Raw genomic sequence first — 15571 nt, forward strand, 5'->3', positions numbered from 1 at the left:
GGGTTTAAGATTGCTTCAGGGTTGCTTCAGTTTTGCTTCAGGATCGGCCGGGAATTTTTCCTCAACCAGGCACCTGGTTAAAAGTATCGGTGCCGGGTTTCCGCTCCAGTTCGGTGCCAACGGGCAGGTTCAGGTAGGGAATAATGGCCCTGTCGTAGTTCGCAATGGTATTCACGGCATACACGGTAGCGTTGTTCGGGTCATCTATGTAATCCTGGTCTTCTTCTCCGGAGAAAAAACACCAGCCGCTGTCCACGGCATCGACCGGTTCTTCGCGGTACATATAACCCACAGGTTTCCCTTCCACGGTGATCATGTCTGTTGCGATGCATCCTCCCATATTGGGTATCAGCGTTACGATCTGGTCTGCGCGAAGTTTGAAACGTTTCTCCATTTTCCGGTGTTTGATGGTATCTCAATATAACAAAAAGCACCGGAGCTTATGCTCCGGTGCTTTTTCTGTATGATTTGGTAACAGATAGAAGTTACGGTTTTTTGTTGCTGTCCGGTGCGGGCGGCGCCTGCGGCAAAGTATTGATCTGCCCGGTGCCTACCTCGTTGCGGCGGAGGGAATCGTTACTGAAATCCGATTTCCATTGTTTCAGCATCAGCGAGAAACGTTCCGCGCGCTGCGCGTCGTCCTGCAGGTCGTTGGTGAACTTGCCGGCCGGAAGGGCGCGGTAATAACGCATCTGCTGCTCAAGGTCTTTGGTGATCTGGTCGGAGATCTCGTTCGCTTTTTTCGCGTTGCCCGCGATGTAATATGCATATACGATCTCCATGCTCCAGAGGTTGTGCATGTTGCCGGGCGAGGTCATTGCATAAGGCATATTGCCCGGCAGGAACACGGAATCCTGGCGTTCGAGCAGCTTCAGCGCTTTTTCTTTATCGCCTTCTTTCGTGAGCGCCACGCTGCCTTTGGTGTATGCGTTGCGGATCGTTTGCAGCATACGGCGGTTGGGCTCGTCGAAATATACGCCTTCGATATTCACGCTGCCGTATACGAACTTGTTCATCAGGTTGTCGTACATCCTGCGGGTGTTCACCTGGTCGTTCAGGCCGGGCAGCATTTCGTCTGAAGGTGGCCTGCGCGTGGGCACCAGGCGGTAGGTAAGGCCCTCGATGGAAAGGTATTCGTTGAAGCCGAGATCTACCGGGCCGGTAAAGTATATCGGGCGTTTGAATGCGTTGGTGGCGATGATGTCGTATACCGCGAGGTCGTTTTTATAGATCACGTCTTTGGTGATCTCGAATGCCACCTGCGGCGCAATGCGGCCGCTGTCCTGGATGTCCACGGTACCGGACTTCACCGCTTCGGCGGCGTCTACGGGTATGAACAGCTTTTTGGACGGCAGGTAGTTCACGAACTCGCCGTTCTGCAGCTGCACTTTGGCGGCGGGATTGTCTTCACCGAGGAAGTTGATCACTTCTTTCAGGTTGTAGAAACGGTCCTGCGGCACTTTGCCGTTGTCGTAATGCATCACGTAGTTGCGGTTCTCGCCGCGGTATTTGTCCGCGCTCAGCGTCATCGCGATGGCCGGGCTCTTGTTGGTGGCTTTGGTCTGCTGTTCGATGTACCAGTCTACACCCAGCAGGCTCAGGTTGATCACCCTTATATCCGGGCGGATGCCTTCCACTTCCTGCGCATACCACAGCGGGTAAGTATCATTGTCGCCTACGGTGAACAGGATGGCGTTCGGCGCGCAGGATTCCAGGTAATCGCGGGCCACGTCTCTTGCCAGCACTTTCTGGGAACGGTCATGATCGTCCCATCCCTGCTGCGCCATCAGTACGGGCGCGCCCAGCAGGGCCAGCACCACGGCGATCACGCCCGGTTTGGGCAGTTTGCGTTTTTTGAAGAACTCGAACATGCTCAGTGCGCCCAAACCGATCCAGATGGCGAAGGCGTAGAAAGAGCCTACATAGGCGTAATCACGCTCGCGCGGCTGGTTGCCGGCCTGGTTGAGGTACAGTACGATCGCGAAACCGGTAAAGAAGAAGAGCAGGCCTACAATGAGGGCGTCTTTTTTATGACGGTTGTAGTGAAAGAAAAATCCGAAAAGACCGATAATGAACGGCAGCAGGAAGAAGGTGTTGTGCGCCTTGTTGTTCTTCAGGCTGTCCGGCATCATGCTCTGGTCGCCGTAAAAGAAATTATCCACGAAAGGAATGCCGGAAATGGTGTTGCCGTCTCTCGGGTTGCCAAAGCCCTGGGTGTCGTTCTGTTTGCCCCAGAAGTTCCAGCCGAAATAACGCAGGTACATAAATCCTACCTGGTAACGGAGGAAGAAACTAATGTTGTCTGCGAAGGTCGGCGCCTCGCCTTCGCGCAGGCCGAGGTGGGCGCGGTAATAATCGGCGTGGCCCTGGTCGTTGCTGGCGTCCCATACGCGGGGGAACAGCATCATGTCTTTCGGGTTGTAAACAGGCACCTGTTTTTTGCCTACTACGATATATTCTTTATTGCCGCGGGCGTAAAGGTTGCCTTTTTCCTCGTATTTCTCGGGGCGCGCGGTGAACACCTGGCCGTAGATCAGCGGGAAATCGCCGTATTGTTCGCGGCCGAGATAACCCACGAGGGAAACGGGATTGTCCACGTTATACATGTCCACCGTAGGGTTCGCGCTGGAACGGATCATGGTGGTGATGTAGGTGGAATAGCCCATCAGCAGGAAAAATATGCAAGAGTTGATCAGTTGCACGGACCGTTTCATGCCCGCGCCGCCCAGTTCTATCCCGAACAGTTTCATAAAGTAAGGGATGAACAGCACGCCCGCGCCCAGTACGAAGCGCAGCACACGGATGCCGCCGCTTTCGCCGTCGGCAAACGCGGGGAACATGATCAGCGAGGCCACGATAATCAGCGGTGCATACAGGCCGATCTTGCCGGGCCTGAAATAACCGTATATCAGCAGGGCGATAATGGCCAGGAAGTAAAAAGTAAAACCGGAGAAGAACGGCAGGCCCAGGCTGTTCACAAAAAACACGTCCATCATGCCCGAAACCTTGATGGTATCCTGGATAATGAACTTCTGCACCAGGCCGGTGATCACGCAGCCCAGCACAAACACCCAGAAAGTGTTGGAAAGGGTCACGTTTTTACCGCGCTTGAAATAATAGATCAGCACCATCGCCGGGATCGTGAGCAGGTTCAGCAGGTGGACGCCGATAGACAGCCCCATCATGTAAGCGATGAAAATGATCCAGCGGTCGCCGTATTTGGTATCGGCTTCATGCTCCCATTTCAGCATGGCCCAGAAAACGAGCGCGGTGAAAAGGGACGACATGGCGTATACTTCGCCTTCAACGGCGGAGAACCAGAAAGAATCGGAGAAGGTATATGCAAGCGCGCCAACAACGCCGGCGCCCATTACCACATGAATTTGTTTTTGGGTAGGCGCTTCGCCGTTTTTGCTGTAAATGCGGCGTCCGAAGTGCGTGATGGTCCAGAATAAGAACAGGATGGTGAAACCACTGGCCAGGGCGCTCATGATGTTGATGCCCAGGGATGCTTCCGTCGGTGAGAAGGGCAGGGTAAAGATGCGGCCCAGCAACACGAAGAGGGGGGCTCCGGGGGGGTGGGGTACCTGTACTTTATAGGCCGCGGAAATGAACTCCCCGCAATCCCACAGGCTTCCCGTGGCTTCCATGGTCATTAAATAAACAGTACAGGCGATAATACACACGATCCAGCCCGTAATGTTATTAATCCGGTTAAAATTCATAAGGTTGTTTTAGATAATTCCGACAAAAATAGAAAAAGTAACCAATTAAGCTAATGTGTGCAATAGTTTTAACTTTTTATAAATACTTTAACTTTTTAACGTGCTTTTTTATTGTAAGCGGGGCGTTCTGTCGTCCAGGCTCCAGGCTTCGGGCTTGCCTGTGAACCAGCCTTTTATGCCGGCCCATACTTCGGCGAACAGGGGAGAGTGGCGGTAATTATCCAGCGCGTCCTGGCCTTCCCAGATGCTGTAGGTGAAATATACGCCGATATGGCTGCGGTCTTTCCAGAGCTCCAGGTGCCGGCAGCCGGGGTAATGCCGGATGGCTTCCTGCCTGTCGGCGAATATGGCTTCAAATTCGGCGGCCCTCGCGGGGTCCATGGTTAGTTTCACGATACGGACCATTATTCGAACAGGATTCTGACGGTTTGATAAAAGGAAAGCTGCTGGTAAGCGCCCTGCTGCAACTGATCTCTTCTAAAGCCCTGCAGGCCGAACAGGCCCGCGGCGTTGCCTTTGTTCACGGCTATCTCCAGGTAACCGGCGGAGTTGAACAGCGCCAGCTTCTGCCCCTCGGGCACGTCTGCATACGTTTCGCTTACCTGCGTGATCATCTCGTCTCTCCGGAACAGGATGGCGAACTTGCGGCCTTTGCGTTGTTCGTCGAACTGCCCGCGGGTGATATTTACGATCACGTTCTCGAAATTGTCGATGTGAAGGATCTGCCCTTCGATATAGTCTTCGCCGGTAAGCGGCTGGAGGTTGTTTTTGACGGTGATCTCGCTGGTGAGCGTGCCGGTCTCGGATGGCAGCGCGCCTTTGGTGAGCTTGGACAGCGCTTTTGCCATCACGGCCACCATGTTCAGCGTGTTGCGGCTTTCGGCGGGGTCCAGCGGGATGCGGTATACCTCGGCGGGCATTTCCCCCGCTATCATGGTGAGCAACCCGTTGTCGGCGCAAAGGATGAACTGGTTGTTGTGCCGGCCCATCAGCAGGTAATCAGTTTTGCGGTCGAACAGGTTGTTGAGCACCAGGTGATAGGTGCCCTCCGGGAAATATTGAAAGGCGCTGCGGCAGATGTAAGTGGCCTGCGGCAGGTTGAAGGGGGAAATGTGATGCGAAATGTCCACCACCTGTGCATCCGCGCAGTGTTGCAGCAACAGCCCCTTGATGGCGCCTGTCAGGTAATCCTGCAAACCAATGTCAGATGTCAGTGTGATAATGGGCATAATACGATAAAGCCGAAGCTGTAAAACACAGGGGTGTTGTAAAATCCTGTGCAAAGAAAATCAATTATTCAGTGTAAAGGTGCAAAAGAGCGATAAAAAAACGATGTATAACAAAATGGGGACCAGTTTTCAGGCCTCAAGAGGGGAGCCGGGCTCTTTCCTGAAATGATTGAATACGAGTTTGTCTGCCCAGGCGGGAAACAGCCGGCTGAGCAATACGGTCAGCCTGCCCTGGGTGGTGAGCGTGAGCGTGCGTTTCCGCTGGATGATGGCGCGTAGGGTATGGCGGGCCACATCTTCGGCGCTCATCAGCTGGTCTTCCTTCAGCGGGGTTTCTTTCTGGGAATGACCGGTTTTATCCAGCGCGGTATTGCGGATATTGGAGGCCGTGAAACCGGGGCATACCCACATCACGTTAACGCCTGTATGGAGATTTTCCGTGCGGAGGGCTTCCAGGAAACCCTGCATGGCGAACTTGGATGCGGAATAACCTGTACGGCCAGGCAGCCCGCGGTACCCCGCGATGGAAGAAACGCCAACGATGGTGCCTTTGTGCTCGGTGATGGAAGGGAGCGCGTATTTGGTGCAATACACAGTGCCCCAGAAGTTGATGTCCATCAGGGGTTTGAGCACATCGGGACTGGTATCTTTGAATAAAGCCCGCATGCTGATGCCGGCGTTGTTGACCAGGATGTCTATTTTGCCGAAACGTTCCAGCGCGCTGTCTATAAACGCTTTGCATTCGTGTTCGTGGCTCACGTCTGCCGGGAAGATGTGCAATGCGTTCGTGCCCGCCTCCGCCGCCAGGGCCTCGAGGGCTTCACGGTTGCGGGCGCAAACGGAAACGTTGGCGCCTGCCCGCAGAAAGGCGATGGCCAGGGCCCTGCCGATGCCGGAAGATGCGCCTGTGATTACGACGGAATTATGCTGGAATACGCTTTGCATCCCGCAAAAATAATATGCAGCAAACCAATAGAAAAATTTATTGCGGGCGAAACGTGCTCCGCCCGCAATAATTCCCGTCAGTGGGCATGACCGGCCTCGCCGGCATTCATCATGGCGGCCATCAGGTCGCCCGCGCCTTTTACGGCAAACTTCGCACCGGCGGGCGTTTCCTCCGGCAGCCGCACTTCCGTGTACCCATTGCCGCTTACTCCCGTGCTTATTTCCAGCCTTTTAAAATGATGAGGCTCTTCCTGCGCAAGGAACACATAATATTTCCCGCCTTCCATCACAATGGCCTCGTCCGGCAAAGACGGCACCTCCATGGCGCCGGTCTCCACCCAGGCTTTCAGGTAGGTGCCGGGCATCATTTCCTTGTCTTCTTTGTCCAGGTGGCAATGTACGCGGATGGTACGGTCGCTGTCTATCTCCCGGCCAATAAGATGTACGGTGGCCGTGCGTTCCTTCGTTTCGTTAGACAAAACAAAGCGCACCTTCCTGCCGATCTTCAGCCTCGGGATGTCTTTTTCGAACACGGTCAGCTCGGCATGCAGGTGCTCGGTGTCCACGATCTCGAACATCGATTCGTTGGCGCTCACAAACTTCCCGATATTGGCGTTCACCTTGGTCACGTAGCCGCTGATGGGCGCCAGCACCGGGATGGCGCGCACGATGGTGCCTTTTTCGAGGGTGGCGACGTGGATGTTCATCAGCAGCAGTTTCTGGCGCAACCCTTCGATGCGCACTTTCAGCGCGCGGTGCTCGGCCTCGGTCTTTTGCAGCGTTTTGCGGGCCGTTACGTTCTCTTTGCTCAGTTCCTGCTGCCTTTCCAGCTCCTGTTCCAGGAAACCGAACTGGGCTTTAGCCTCGAGATAGTCCTGCTGCAGCTGTATGTAGTCCGGGTGCTCCATTTCCGCGATCACCTGGCCTTTTTTCACCCAGTAACCTTCCAGCAGCTGGGTGTTGCGCAGGATGCCGCCGAAGGGGGTAGATACGCTGAGCATCTGCTGTGGCGGTACGTCGAGCATGCCGTTCACTTTGATGGCGCCGCTGAGGGAGCGGTTTTCGATGGCGGCCGTCTGCAGGCCCACGGTGCGGGCCTGGGCTTCGGTAAGCTCCACGGTTTCTTCGCCATGGCCGTGTTCGTCCGCATGTGTTTCGTTTGTGCCCGTGCTGTCTTTCCCGTTGAGGGTGGGCGAATTGCCGCAGGAAACGAGCGCGGCGGCTGCGAATATGATCAGTAGTTTTTGCATGTTCATTCAGGTTTGTTGCCGGCCAGGTATTGCAGGTGCAGGATACGCTGGTTGAAGTTGTTGATGGTTTCCAGGTGGTTCTGCTGCACGTTCATGGATGTGCGCAGGTTTTGCAGGTACTCAACGTACCCGATCTCGCCGTTGGCGTAAGCCTTGCCCGCATGATCGATCATCAGGTCGGTCTGCGGCAGCAGCGAGCTTTCGTAGTATTGCAGCGATTCCTGGTATTTGAGCGTTTCCTGGAGGCTTTCGTTGTACATGCCGGCATAGTTTTTCCGCTGCTGTTCGTAACGGTACGAAGCCGCCTGCCGGTGCAGCCCCGCGGCTTTTATTTTCGCGGCCTGCGGGCGGAACCACAACGGAATGGAAAGACCGGCTTCCAGGCCGTTGAAACGGTTGCCGGAAGTGGCGAGCGGCATGCCGGAAGCGTTTAGCGGCGTGCTGTTAAGGGTTTGGGTGAAAAATCCGATGCTGATATCCGGCAACAGCCGGTTTTTTTCCACCTGCTGCTGTTTGCCCGCTATCACGGCTTGCTGGCGGTACCAGAGCAGGCCGGGGTTCTGTGCCACGGCGGCCGAATCGGCGGCCGTCATCGCCAGCGGGCGCAGCGGCTCTTCGATGATGTTTACGGGCGCATCGGCGTTTATCAGCGTTTGCAGCCGCGTGTGGTACAACCGGATGTCTGCCTTTACCTGCTGCAGCTGCGTGCGCAATTGCTGCTGCTGGTTTTGGGCGGAAGTTTGCTCCAGCAGGTTGCTTTCGCCGGTGCGCAGCTTTACGCCCGCGGCTTTCACGAAACGCGCGTACACCGTGTCCTGCTCTTCCAGCTTGTGCTGCAGGGCCAGCAGGTATTGCAGCTGGTACCACGCGCTTTTTACCTGGAAGATGAGGTTGTTTTTATCGGAAGCAAGCTGCAGCTCGCTGGCCCGCACGTTTTCCCCGGCAAGACTTCCCTGCGCGCCCAGCAGGGTAGGAAAGGGGATCTTCTGGGAAACGCTGATGTTGTTGTCGTTTTTCACGTAGCTGTTGTACTGGCCGTATTGCAGCATCACCTCGGTTTTGGCGATCTCGGGCGCCGCCACGCGCAGTTGTTTGCCTGCATTCACGTCCATCTGCGCGGCCTGTATGCCGCGGTTCTGCTGCACCGCCATGCCGATGCATTCGGGCAGGCTCAGCGGTTTTTCCTGCGCACCGGCAAGCAGCGGCAGCATCAGCAAAGGCAATATCAGGAGCTTGTTCATAGGGCCTGTTTTTGTTCTGATCTTTTCGAAATAGATGTAAAACACGGGCAGCACCAGCAAGGTGAGCAGGGTGGAAGTGACCAGCCCGCCGATCACGACGGTAGCCAGCGGTTTCTGCACTTCCGCGCCCGCGCTGCCGGAAAGGGCCATCGGCAAAAAGCCCAGCGAAGCCACGGAAGCCGTCATCAGCACGGGCCGCAGCCGCAGCCGCGTTCCTTCCAGCACGATCTCCCGCAGGTCGGTCATGCCTTCGTTCTTCAACCGGTTAAACTCCGCGATCAGCACGATGCCGTTGAGCACCGCCACGCCAAACAGCGCAATGAAACCCACGCCCGCGGAAATACTGAACGGCATGCCCCGCAGCACCAGCGCAAACACGCCGCCGATGGCCGCCATGGGTATGGCCGTGAAAATAAGCAGCGATTGTTTGACGGAACGGAACGTAAAGAACAGGAGCAGAAAAATAAGCCCCAGCGCGATAGGCACGGCAACGGATAAACGACGCTGCGCTTCCTGCAGGTTCTCGAACTGACCGCCGTATGTAATGAAATACCCGGGCGGCAGTTTTATTTCTTTGTCTATTTTCCGCTGTACTTCCTCCACCACGCTGGCAATGTCTCTCCCACGCACGTTAAAACCCGTGATGATCCTTCGTTTGGCGGCCTCGCGCTGTATCTGGTTGGGGCCGGGGGAGTAGGTGATCTCCGCCAGCTGGTCCAGCGGTACCTGCTGGCCGCCGGGTGCGCTTACGAATATGTTTTTAACGTCGCTGATGTTTTCGCGGCTCGATTGATTAAAACGCACCACGAGGTCGTACCGTTTTTCGCCTTCGTATACCAGTCCCGCGCTTTGCCCCGCGAAAGCGGCGTTGAGCGCGCCGTTGGCGGTGGCTACGCTGATGCCGTATTTAGCCAGCTGGTCGCGGTTCAGGCGCACCACGATCTGCGGCAAACCGGTGATCTTTTCGAGGTAAAGATCTTTGGCGCCGTCGGTGCCGCTTACGATCCTGCCTACTTTTTCGCTGATTTGGGTGAGGGTTTGCAGGTCTTCGCCGAATATTTTCACGCCTACGTCCTGCCGCACGCCGGAGATCAGCTCGTTGAACCGCAGCTGGATGGGCTGCGAGAAGCCGAAACTCACACCGGGTATGCTTTCCAGCGTTTCCTGCATTTTATTTACCATCTCGTTTCGTGTGGATGCGCTGGTCCATTCGTCTTTGTCTTTCATCAGCACCATCACGTCTACCGCTTCCATGGGCATGGGGTCTGTGGGGATTTCGGCGGAGCCGATCTTGCCGACCACTTCCTTCACTTCCGGGTATTCTTTCAGCAGCAGCTGCGAAGCGAGATTGATCTTGTCGATGGATTCAGACAACGAACGCCCCGTGCTCAGGCGCATCTCGATGGCGAGGTCGCCTTCTTCCAGCGTCGGGATAAATTCGCCGCCCAGCCGCAGGAAAGTGATAAGACTGCCCACGAACAACAGCACGGCCACCACGGTCACCATCGCCTTTTTCCGCAAGGTGCCGCGGATCACCGGGGCGTACAGCCGCTGGAACCAGTCCATCATCCTGTCTGAAAAAGTGCGTGTAGGCGAAACGTTTTTGCTGAGGAACAACGCGCTCATCATCGGCACGTACGTCAGCGAAAGAATAAACGCGCCCAGAATGGCGAAGCTCACGGTCTGCGCCATGGGCCTGAACATTTTTCCTTCGATGCCCACCAGTGCGAGAATGGGCAGGTACACGATGAGAATGATGATCTCGCCGAAAGCCGCCGCGTTCCTGATCTTGCTGGCGGATTCGTATACCTCTCCGTCCATCTGCCGCTGTGTGAGCCGCTTCAGCGGGCTCAGCCCCAGGTGGTGCATGGTGGCTTCCACGATAATCACCGCGCCGTCTACGATCAGCCCGAAGTCGATGGCGCCGAGGCTCATGAGGTTGCCGGACACGCCGAACACATTCATCAAACTGATGGCGAAAAGCATGGCCAGCGGTATTACCGATGCCACGATCAGCCCCGCCCGCAGGTTGCCGAGGAAAAGCACGAGCACGAATACCACGATGAGCGCGCCTTCGATCAGGTTTTTGCTGACGGTGCCCAATGCACGGCCCACCAGGTCGCTGCGGTTGAGGTACGTTTCCAGCTCCACGCCTTCGGGCAGCGATTTCCGCACCTGTTCGATGCGTTTTTCCACGCGTTTTACGACGGTGCTGGCGTTTTCGTTTTTGAGCATCATCACGATGCCGCCAACGGCTTCGCCTTTCTTTTTCCCGTCCGCATGCGTAAGGGCGCCATACCGCACGGCCGCGCCGTACCGCACTTCGGCAACGTCGCGCACCAGCACGGGAAAGCCCTGCGAGGTATGCGAAACGGTGATGGAGCCGATGTCTTCCAGCGAGCCGATAAGGCCTTCGCTGCGGATGAAATAAGCATTGGGTTTTTTATCGATGTACGCGCCGCCGGTATTTTGATTGTTATTTTCCAATGCGGCGAACACTTCGTTGATGCTGATGCGGTAACCGGCGAGTTTGTCCGGGTCGAGCGCGATCTCGTACTGTTTCAGTTTTCCGCCGAAACTGTTCACTTCCGCCACGCCGGGCGTGCCCAGCAACTGCTGTCGCACCAGCCAGTCCTGTATGCTGCGCAGCTCCATGGCGTCGTATTTTTCTTCGAAGCCGGGTTTGGGATGCAGCACGTACTGGTAAATTTCCCCGAGGCCGGTGGAAATGGGCGATATCTCGGGGCTGCCGATGCCCGGCGGGATGCGCGACATGGCTTCGCCCAGCTTTTCGTTGATCTGCTGGCGCGCCCAGTAAATGTCTACGTCGTCGTGAAAAATAACGGTCACCACGGAAAGCCCGAAACGCGAAATGGAACGGATCTCTTTCATGTCGGGTATCACCGCCATGGTCTGTTCCACCGGGAAAGTGATGAGCCGCTCTACTTCCTGCGGCGCCAGGGACGGGCTTTGGGTGATCACCTGCACCTGGTTGTTGGTAATGTCGGGCACGGCGTCTACCGGCAGCCGCGTCAGGGAATACACTCCCCAGGCGATCAATGCCAGCGTTCCGAGCCCGATGATCAGTTTATTGTCTATCGAAAACCGGATAATCTTGTTGAGCATTACGAAAGCTGAATTTAACGGCATATACGCACGCGCTTACGGCGTATGGCCATATACGTTAAAGGGTTGGTCTTGCAGTAAAATAATGATCAGGAAAACCGGGGCGGCTGCCAGGGAATGACGGTAAAATCATGCACCGGCGGGCAAAGGTAGCTGTCTTCGATCACAGCCAGGGGCTGCGGCCGGGAAACGAAGGTGGTGGTGGAAGGAAGCGCCGTGGTCACCGCGCAGCAGTAACAGGCGCAAAAAGGAGAACAAAGATCGGTGCCGGCTTCATGTTCGGTGATGGGCATATGAACGATCACGCCCGTTTCCTCCGTGGAGTGGGTATGACCGTCCGCACAGGGCGTGCCCGCGCAGAATATGATCCAGATGCTGAACAGGAAACAAAGCACTTTCATCGTCACGAAGGTAAAGAAACCAGCGGGTGATACATAAAGTATTTTTACAAAATGGTTGCAAAAAGGACTGGTTTTTGCAGCTGAATCAGCGGTTTAAAAGCAGATACATATGTTACAGGACTTTGTTGTCAACAAAACCATCGACATCGCCGCGCCGCTGGAAAAAGTGTGGAAATTCGTCACCACCCCGGCCGGCATGAAGGAGTATCTTTTCGGTTCTCATGTGATCAGCGACTGGAAGGTGGGCAGCCTCATCCGGTTTACGGGGGAATGGGAAGGGAAACCTTTTGAAGATAAAGGCACCATCGAGGTGATGGACCCCGGCAAAACATTCGAATACACTTATTACAGTTCGTTCAGCGGCGTGCCGGACCAATCTGAGAATTACACGGTGGTGCGCATGGATTTCGAGCAGACGGAGAACGGTACGCGGCTGAGCGTAAAACACAGCAATTTTCCCACGGAAACCGCTTACCAGAACACGGAAAAGCACTGGGAGCTGGCGCTGGACATCATCAAAGACAGAACGGAAGCTTAAGGGGCCTGTAAACAGGCCTTTATTTTTTTGCGGATGAAGATTTCTTCTTCCGGCGAAGGTTTGCCCCATAAGGCTTTGCGGTAATGCTGCAGGGCCAGGTGGTTCCGCCCGCCGTCTGCATATATGCGGGCGATGCTGCAATGCAGCAGGTGATGATGTTTCATGAAGGGCTCCCGTTCCAGTTCTTCCAGCATATGCATCGCGGCTTTCGGCTGCCCCGCGAAATGCAGTGCCACGGCCTGGTTCAGCTGCACGAATGGCGAAGGCGCCATGGCCTGCAGTTGGGCGTAAAGGTTGGCGATCTGCTGCCAGGGCGTTTCCGCGAAACCCGGCGATACCGCGTGCAGGTAGGCGATGGAGGCCTCGAGGATGTAGGTGGAAGGCGCAGGCACGGCCCCGGCCTGTTTCAGGTAGTCCGTGGCCACGCGAATCATGTCTATGTTCCAGCGTTCTCTGGGTTGTTTTTCCAGCTCCAGCAATTCTCCCGCTTCGTTGGTGCGGGTTTCCCAGCGGCTCAGCTGGAAAAGCATCAGCGCGTAAAGCGCCTTCGCGTCGGGAACGGATACCCTCGCCCTCCGGATCACTTCGCGGGTAAGGCTCAGCGCGTCTTCACACAACCTTTCCTCCCTGATCTTCCAGCCTTCGGTGAACACCACGTACAGCGTTTTCAGCGCAAGGTCCACCTTCGCTTCGCTCCACCATACAAACCCGCTGCGAAAGGCGATGTCGCCGCTTTTGAGCTGCTGCCGCTGCCGGTAAATGATCTTGGAAATGCTGTCCGCTTCGGCGCCCAACAAATCCGCGATCTGCTGCACCTGCAGGCCGAAGACGTAACGCAACGCGGTAACGAGCTGCACTTTTACGGCGAAACGGGGGTGCATGCAGGCGAAAAGCAGGCGCAGGAGATGAAGGTCGCCGTCTTCGTTTTGCAGCGGCATGGCGGGGTCCGCCGGCAAATGTTCCAGCGGCGCATGCGGCTGCCTGCGCTCCCTGAAACGCGCGGCCTGGTTGCGCACCACGGCGTAAAGCCAGGCGTCCGGCCGGTCGGGCACGTTTTTCGGCCAGCTGGCCGCCGCCGAGGTAAAGGCTTCCTGCACCAGGTCTTCCGCGTCGGCCAGCTGGAGGCCGCTGTAGCGCAGCAGCGCGTGGCTCACCATTTTCCCGAAATGTGCGCGGTAAAGCTGCTGCAGGAGCCCCGTCAATTGCATGGCGTCTTGTTCACTCATGTACCATCAAAGGTCTTACTTCTATAGCGATTTCATTGTCCTGCACGGAAGGGCAGGAGGCGGCGAGCGCCGCGGCCGTTTCGATGTTTTCCGCCTGTATCAACATGTACCCGGTCACGCTCTCGCGCGATTCGGCAAAAGGCCCGTCTGTAGCGATGTGCGACCGTTTTACATACCGCGTTTCCGCTTCCAGCGGCTCGCCGCCCAGCAAATTGCCAGAACCGGCCAATTGCTCGGCCCAGCGCGTCATCTTCGCGATGTCCGCCTGCAATTCCGTTTCCGTCATGTTCTGCATGCGCTCCAGGTCTTCCCGGATCAATAACAGGAATTTTTTCATGGTGTGACTGTTTTTTAAATATAGTGCCATCCCTTTCAAAAATCCGGACAGCCGCGCGGGAATTTTTTCATTGGATAAAAAAAAGCCATAAGAGGGGATCTTATGGCTTTTTATGTTGCGGTTTGTTTGGATTCGGCCTGTAGTTGCGGCGTTGCCCGTTTTTCGGTTTGCCGCCGCCTTTTTTGCGCCCGCCTCCGCCGTCATGGCCATTGCCTCCTCCGCCTCCGCGGAATTTCGGCTGGTATTCGGGCACAGGCCCCAGTTCCGGCGGAACAACGGCTTTGGTAACGGCATGCCCCAGCAGTTGTTCGATGCGTGCGAAGCGGCCTTGTTCCTTCGGACTGATAAAAGTGTACGCGGTGCCGTCTGTAGCGGCCCTGGCGGTACGGCCGATGCGGTGAACGTAGTCTTCGCCGTCGTTGGGCACGTCGTAGTTGATCACCAGGTCGATATCTTCGATATCGATCCCGCGGCTCAGGATGTCTGTCGCCACGAGGATGTTCAGCTTTTTGTTCTTGAAGTTCAGCAGCGTTTGTTCGCGTTCGTTCTGCTCAAGGTCGGAATGGATCTCGTCTGCGGAGAATTTCGCGCGTTTCAGCACATGGGTAAGCTGCTTCACGTTCTGCTTGCGCGAGCAGAAAATGATCACGCTTTCTTTTTTCCTGCCGCTCAGGATGTGTTTCACGAGCGGCACTTTCTGGTCTTCATGCACCACGAAGGCTTCCTGTTTGATCCTTTCGGGGGGCTTGGAGATCGCGATGTTCACCTGTTCGGGCTCGTTGAGGATCTTGAGGGCCAGCTTGCGCATTTTATCGGGCATGGTGGCGGAAAAGAGCAGCGTCTGCCGGTCTTTCGGCAGGTAGGAGATGATCTTTTCGATATCGTCGTGAAAACCCATGTCCAGCATACGGTCCGCTTCGTCGAGCACGAGGTATTTGAGGCCCTGGAGCTTTACGTAGCCCATGTTGAGATGGGCGATCATGCGGCCGGGCGTGCAGATCACGATATCGGCCCCGGAGGAGAGCGCCTTTTTTTCGTTGGCGAAAGAGGCACCGTCGCCACCGCCGTAAACGGCTATGGAACTGATGTTCGTGAAATAAGACATGCCTTCGAGCGCCTGGGAGATCTGTACGGCCAGTTCCCTCGTGGGAACGATGATCAGGGAGTTGATCTGGTGCGCATCGTGCGTGTACGTAAGAATATTCTGAATGGTGGGGAGCAGGAAGGCGGCGGTTTTTCCGGTGCCGGTCTGGGCGGAGGCGATGAGGTCTTTCCCTGACAAAATTATGGGGATCACTTGCTCCTGTACCGGAGTGGCGGTTGTATAACCCATCGCTTCTATGCCATCCAGTAAATCGTCGTCAAAATCAAATTCGTGAAAATACAATGTATATATACTTTTGTTAATATAGGTAATATGTAAAGATAACGATAATCTGGCACTGCGGGGAGGTTTCCGCGATTTTGATGACCTGAAAAAAATTCGTACAGCCGTTAACGTAGAGGGAGCAACGAGGTTGAAAGGCCGGAAAACGTTGATGGGAAAGGGTTTT

At 55.8% G+C, this 15571-nt stretch carries 12 protein-coding genes; 1 reads left to right on the plus strand and 11 read right to left on the minus strand.

What is annotated here, in order from left to right; translation table 11 throughout:
- Window positions 1–61 precede the first annotated feature (61 nt).
- The 8 genes from J7I43_RS07000 to J7I43_RS07035 all read right to left on the minus strand — a co-directional run bounded on the left by J7I43_RS07000 (window position 62) and on the right by J7I43_RS07035 (window position 11917).
- Entirely contained in the window at window positions 62–394 is a 333-nt protein-coding gene (locus tag J7I43_RS07000) for a DUF2185 domain-containing protein (RefSeq protein WP_209144632.1), read from the minus strand.
- A 91-nt stretch (window positions 395–485) separates the two neighbouring features.
- Entirely contained in the window at window positions 486–3725 is a 3240-nt protein-coding gene (locus J7I43_RS07005) for a glycosyltransferase family 117 protein (protein ID WP_209144634.1), read from the minus strand.
- A gap of 108 nt (window positions 3726–3833) precedes the next feature.
- The gene (locus J7I43_RS07010; RefSeq protein ID WP_209144636.1) at window positions 3834–4118 is read right to left on the minus strand and encodes a putative quinol monooxygenase; all 285 of its coding nucleotides are present in this window, start codon (window positions 4116–4118) and stop codon (window positions 3834–3836) included.
- A gap of 11 nt (window positions 4119–4129) precedes the next feature.
- On the minus strand, window positions 4130–4954 hold the full coding sequence (locus J7I43_RS07015; protein ID WP_209144638.1) for an SAM hydrolase/SAM-dependent halogenase family protein: 825 nt from the start codon (window positions 4952–4954) through the stop codon (window positions 4130–4132).
- A gap of 129 nt (window positions 4955–5083) precedes the next feature.
- The gene (locus J7I43_RS07020) at window positions 5084–5899 is read right to left on the minus strand and encodes an SDR family oxidoreductase (RefSeq protein WP_209144639.1); all 816 of its coding nucleotides are present in this window, start codon (window positions 5897–5899) and stop codon (window positions 5084–5086) included.
- A gap of 77 nt (window positions 5900–5976) precedes the next feature.
- Window positions 5977–7149, minus strand: a complete 1173-nt coding sequence (locus J7I43_RS07025) for an efflux RND transporter periplasmic adaptor subunit (protein ID WP_209144641.1) — start codon at window positions 7147–7149, stop codon at window positions 5977–5979.
- Window positions 7150–7151: 2 nt separating this feature from the next.
- Window positions 7152–11516 carry a CusA/CzcA family heavy metal efflux RND transporter gene (locus J7I43_RS07030; protein ID WP_209144643.1) on the minus strand — a complete coding sequence of 1455 codons (4365 nt, stop codon included), beginning with the start codon at window positions 11514–11516 and terminating at the stop codon, window positions 7152–7154.
- An 89-nt stretch (window positions 11517–11605) separates the two neighbouring features.
- On the minus strand, window positions 11606–11917 hold the full coding sequence (locus J7I43_RS07035) for a DUF6660 family protein (protein WP_209144645.1): 312 nt from the start codon (window positions 11915–11917) through the stop codon (window positions 11606–11608).
- 109 nt (window positions 11918–12026) lie between these two features.
- Here J7I43_RS07035 and J7I43_RS07040 point away from each other — a divergent pair, with 109 nt between their 5' ends.
- Entirely contained in the window at window positions 12027–12455 is a 429-nt protein-coding gene (locus tag J7I43_RS07040) for an SRPBCC family protein (protein WP_209144647.1), read from the plus strand.
- Here J7I43_RS07040 and J7I43_RS07045 read toward each other — a convergent pair.
- The 3 genes from J7I43_RS07045 to J7I43_RS07055 form a co-directional block, all read right to left on the minus strand.
- A complete protein-coding gene (locus J7I43_RS07045; RefSeq protein WP_209144648.1) occupies window positions 12452–13681 on the minus strand; it encodes an RNA polymerase sigma factor in 1230 nt (409 codons plus the stop codon). The genes J7I43_RS07040 and J7I43_RS07045 overlap by 4 nt on opposite strands.
- Window positions 13674–14018 carry a YciI family protein gene (locus J7I43_RS07050; RefSeq protein ID WP_209144650.1) on the minus strand — a complete coding sequence of 115 codons (345 nt, stop codon included), beginning with the start codon at window positions 14016–14018 and terminating at the stop codon, window positions 13674–13676. The genes J7I43_RS07045 and J7I43_RS07050 overlap by 8 nt, the downstream gene beginning before the upstream one ends.
- Window positions 14019–14118: 100 nt before the next feature.
- A complete protein-coding gene (locus J7I43_RS07055; protein ID WP_209144652.1) occupies window positions 14119–15405 on the minus strand; it encodes a DEAD/DEAH box helicase in 1287 nt (428 codons plus the stop codon).
- Between the last annotated feature and the right edge of the window lie 166 nt (window positions 15406–15571).

The sequence above is a fragment of the Chitinophaga chungangae genome, assembly GCF_017742215.1.
In the GTDB taxonomy this organism is placed as follows: Bacteria; Bacteroidota; Bacteroidia; order Chitinophagales; family Chitinophagaceae; genus Chitinophaga; species Chitinophaga chungangae.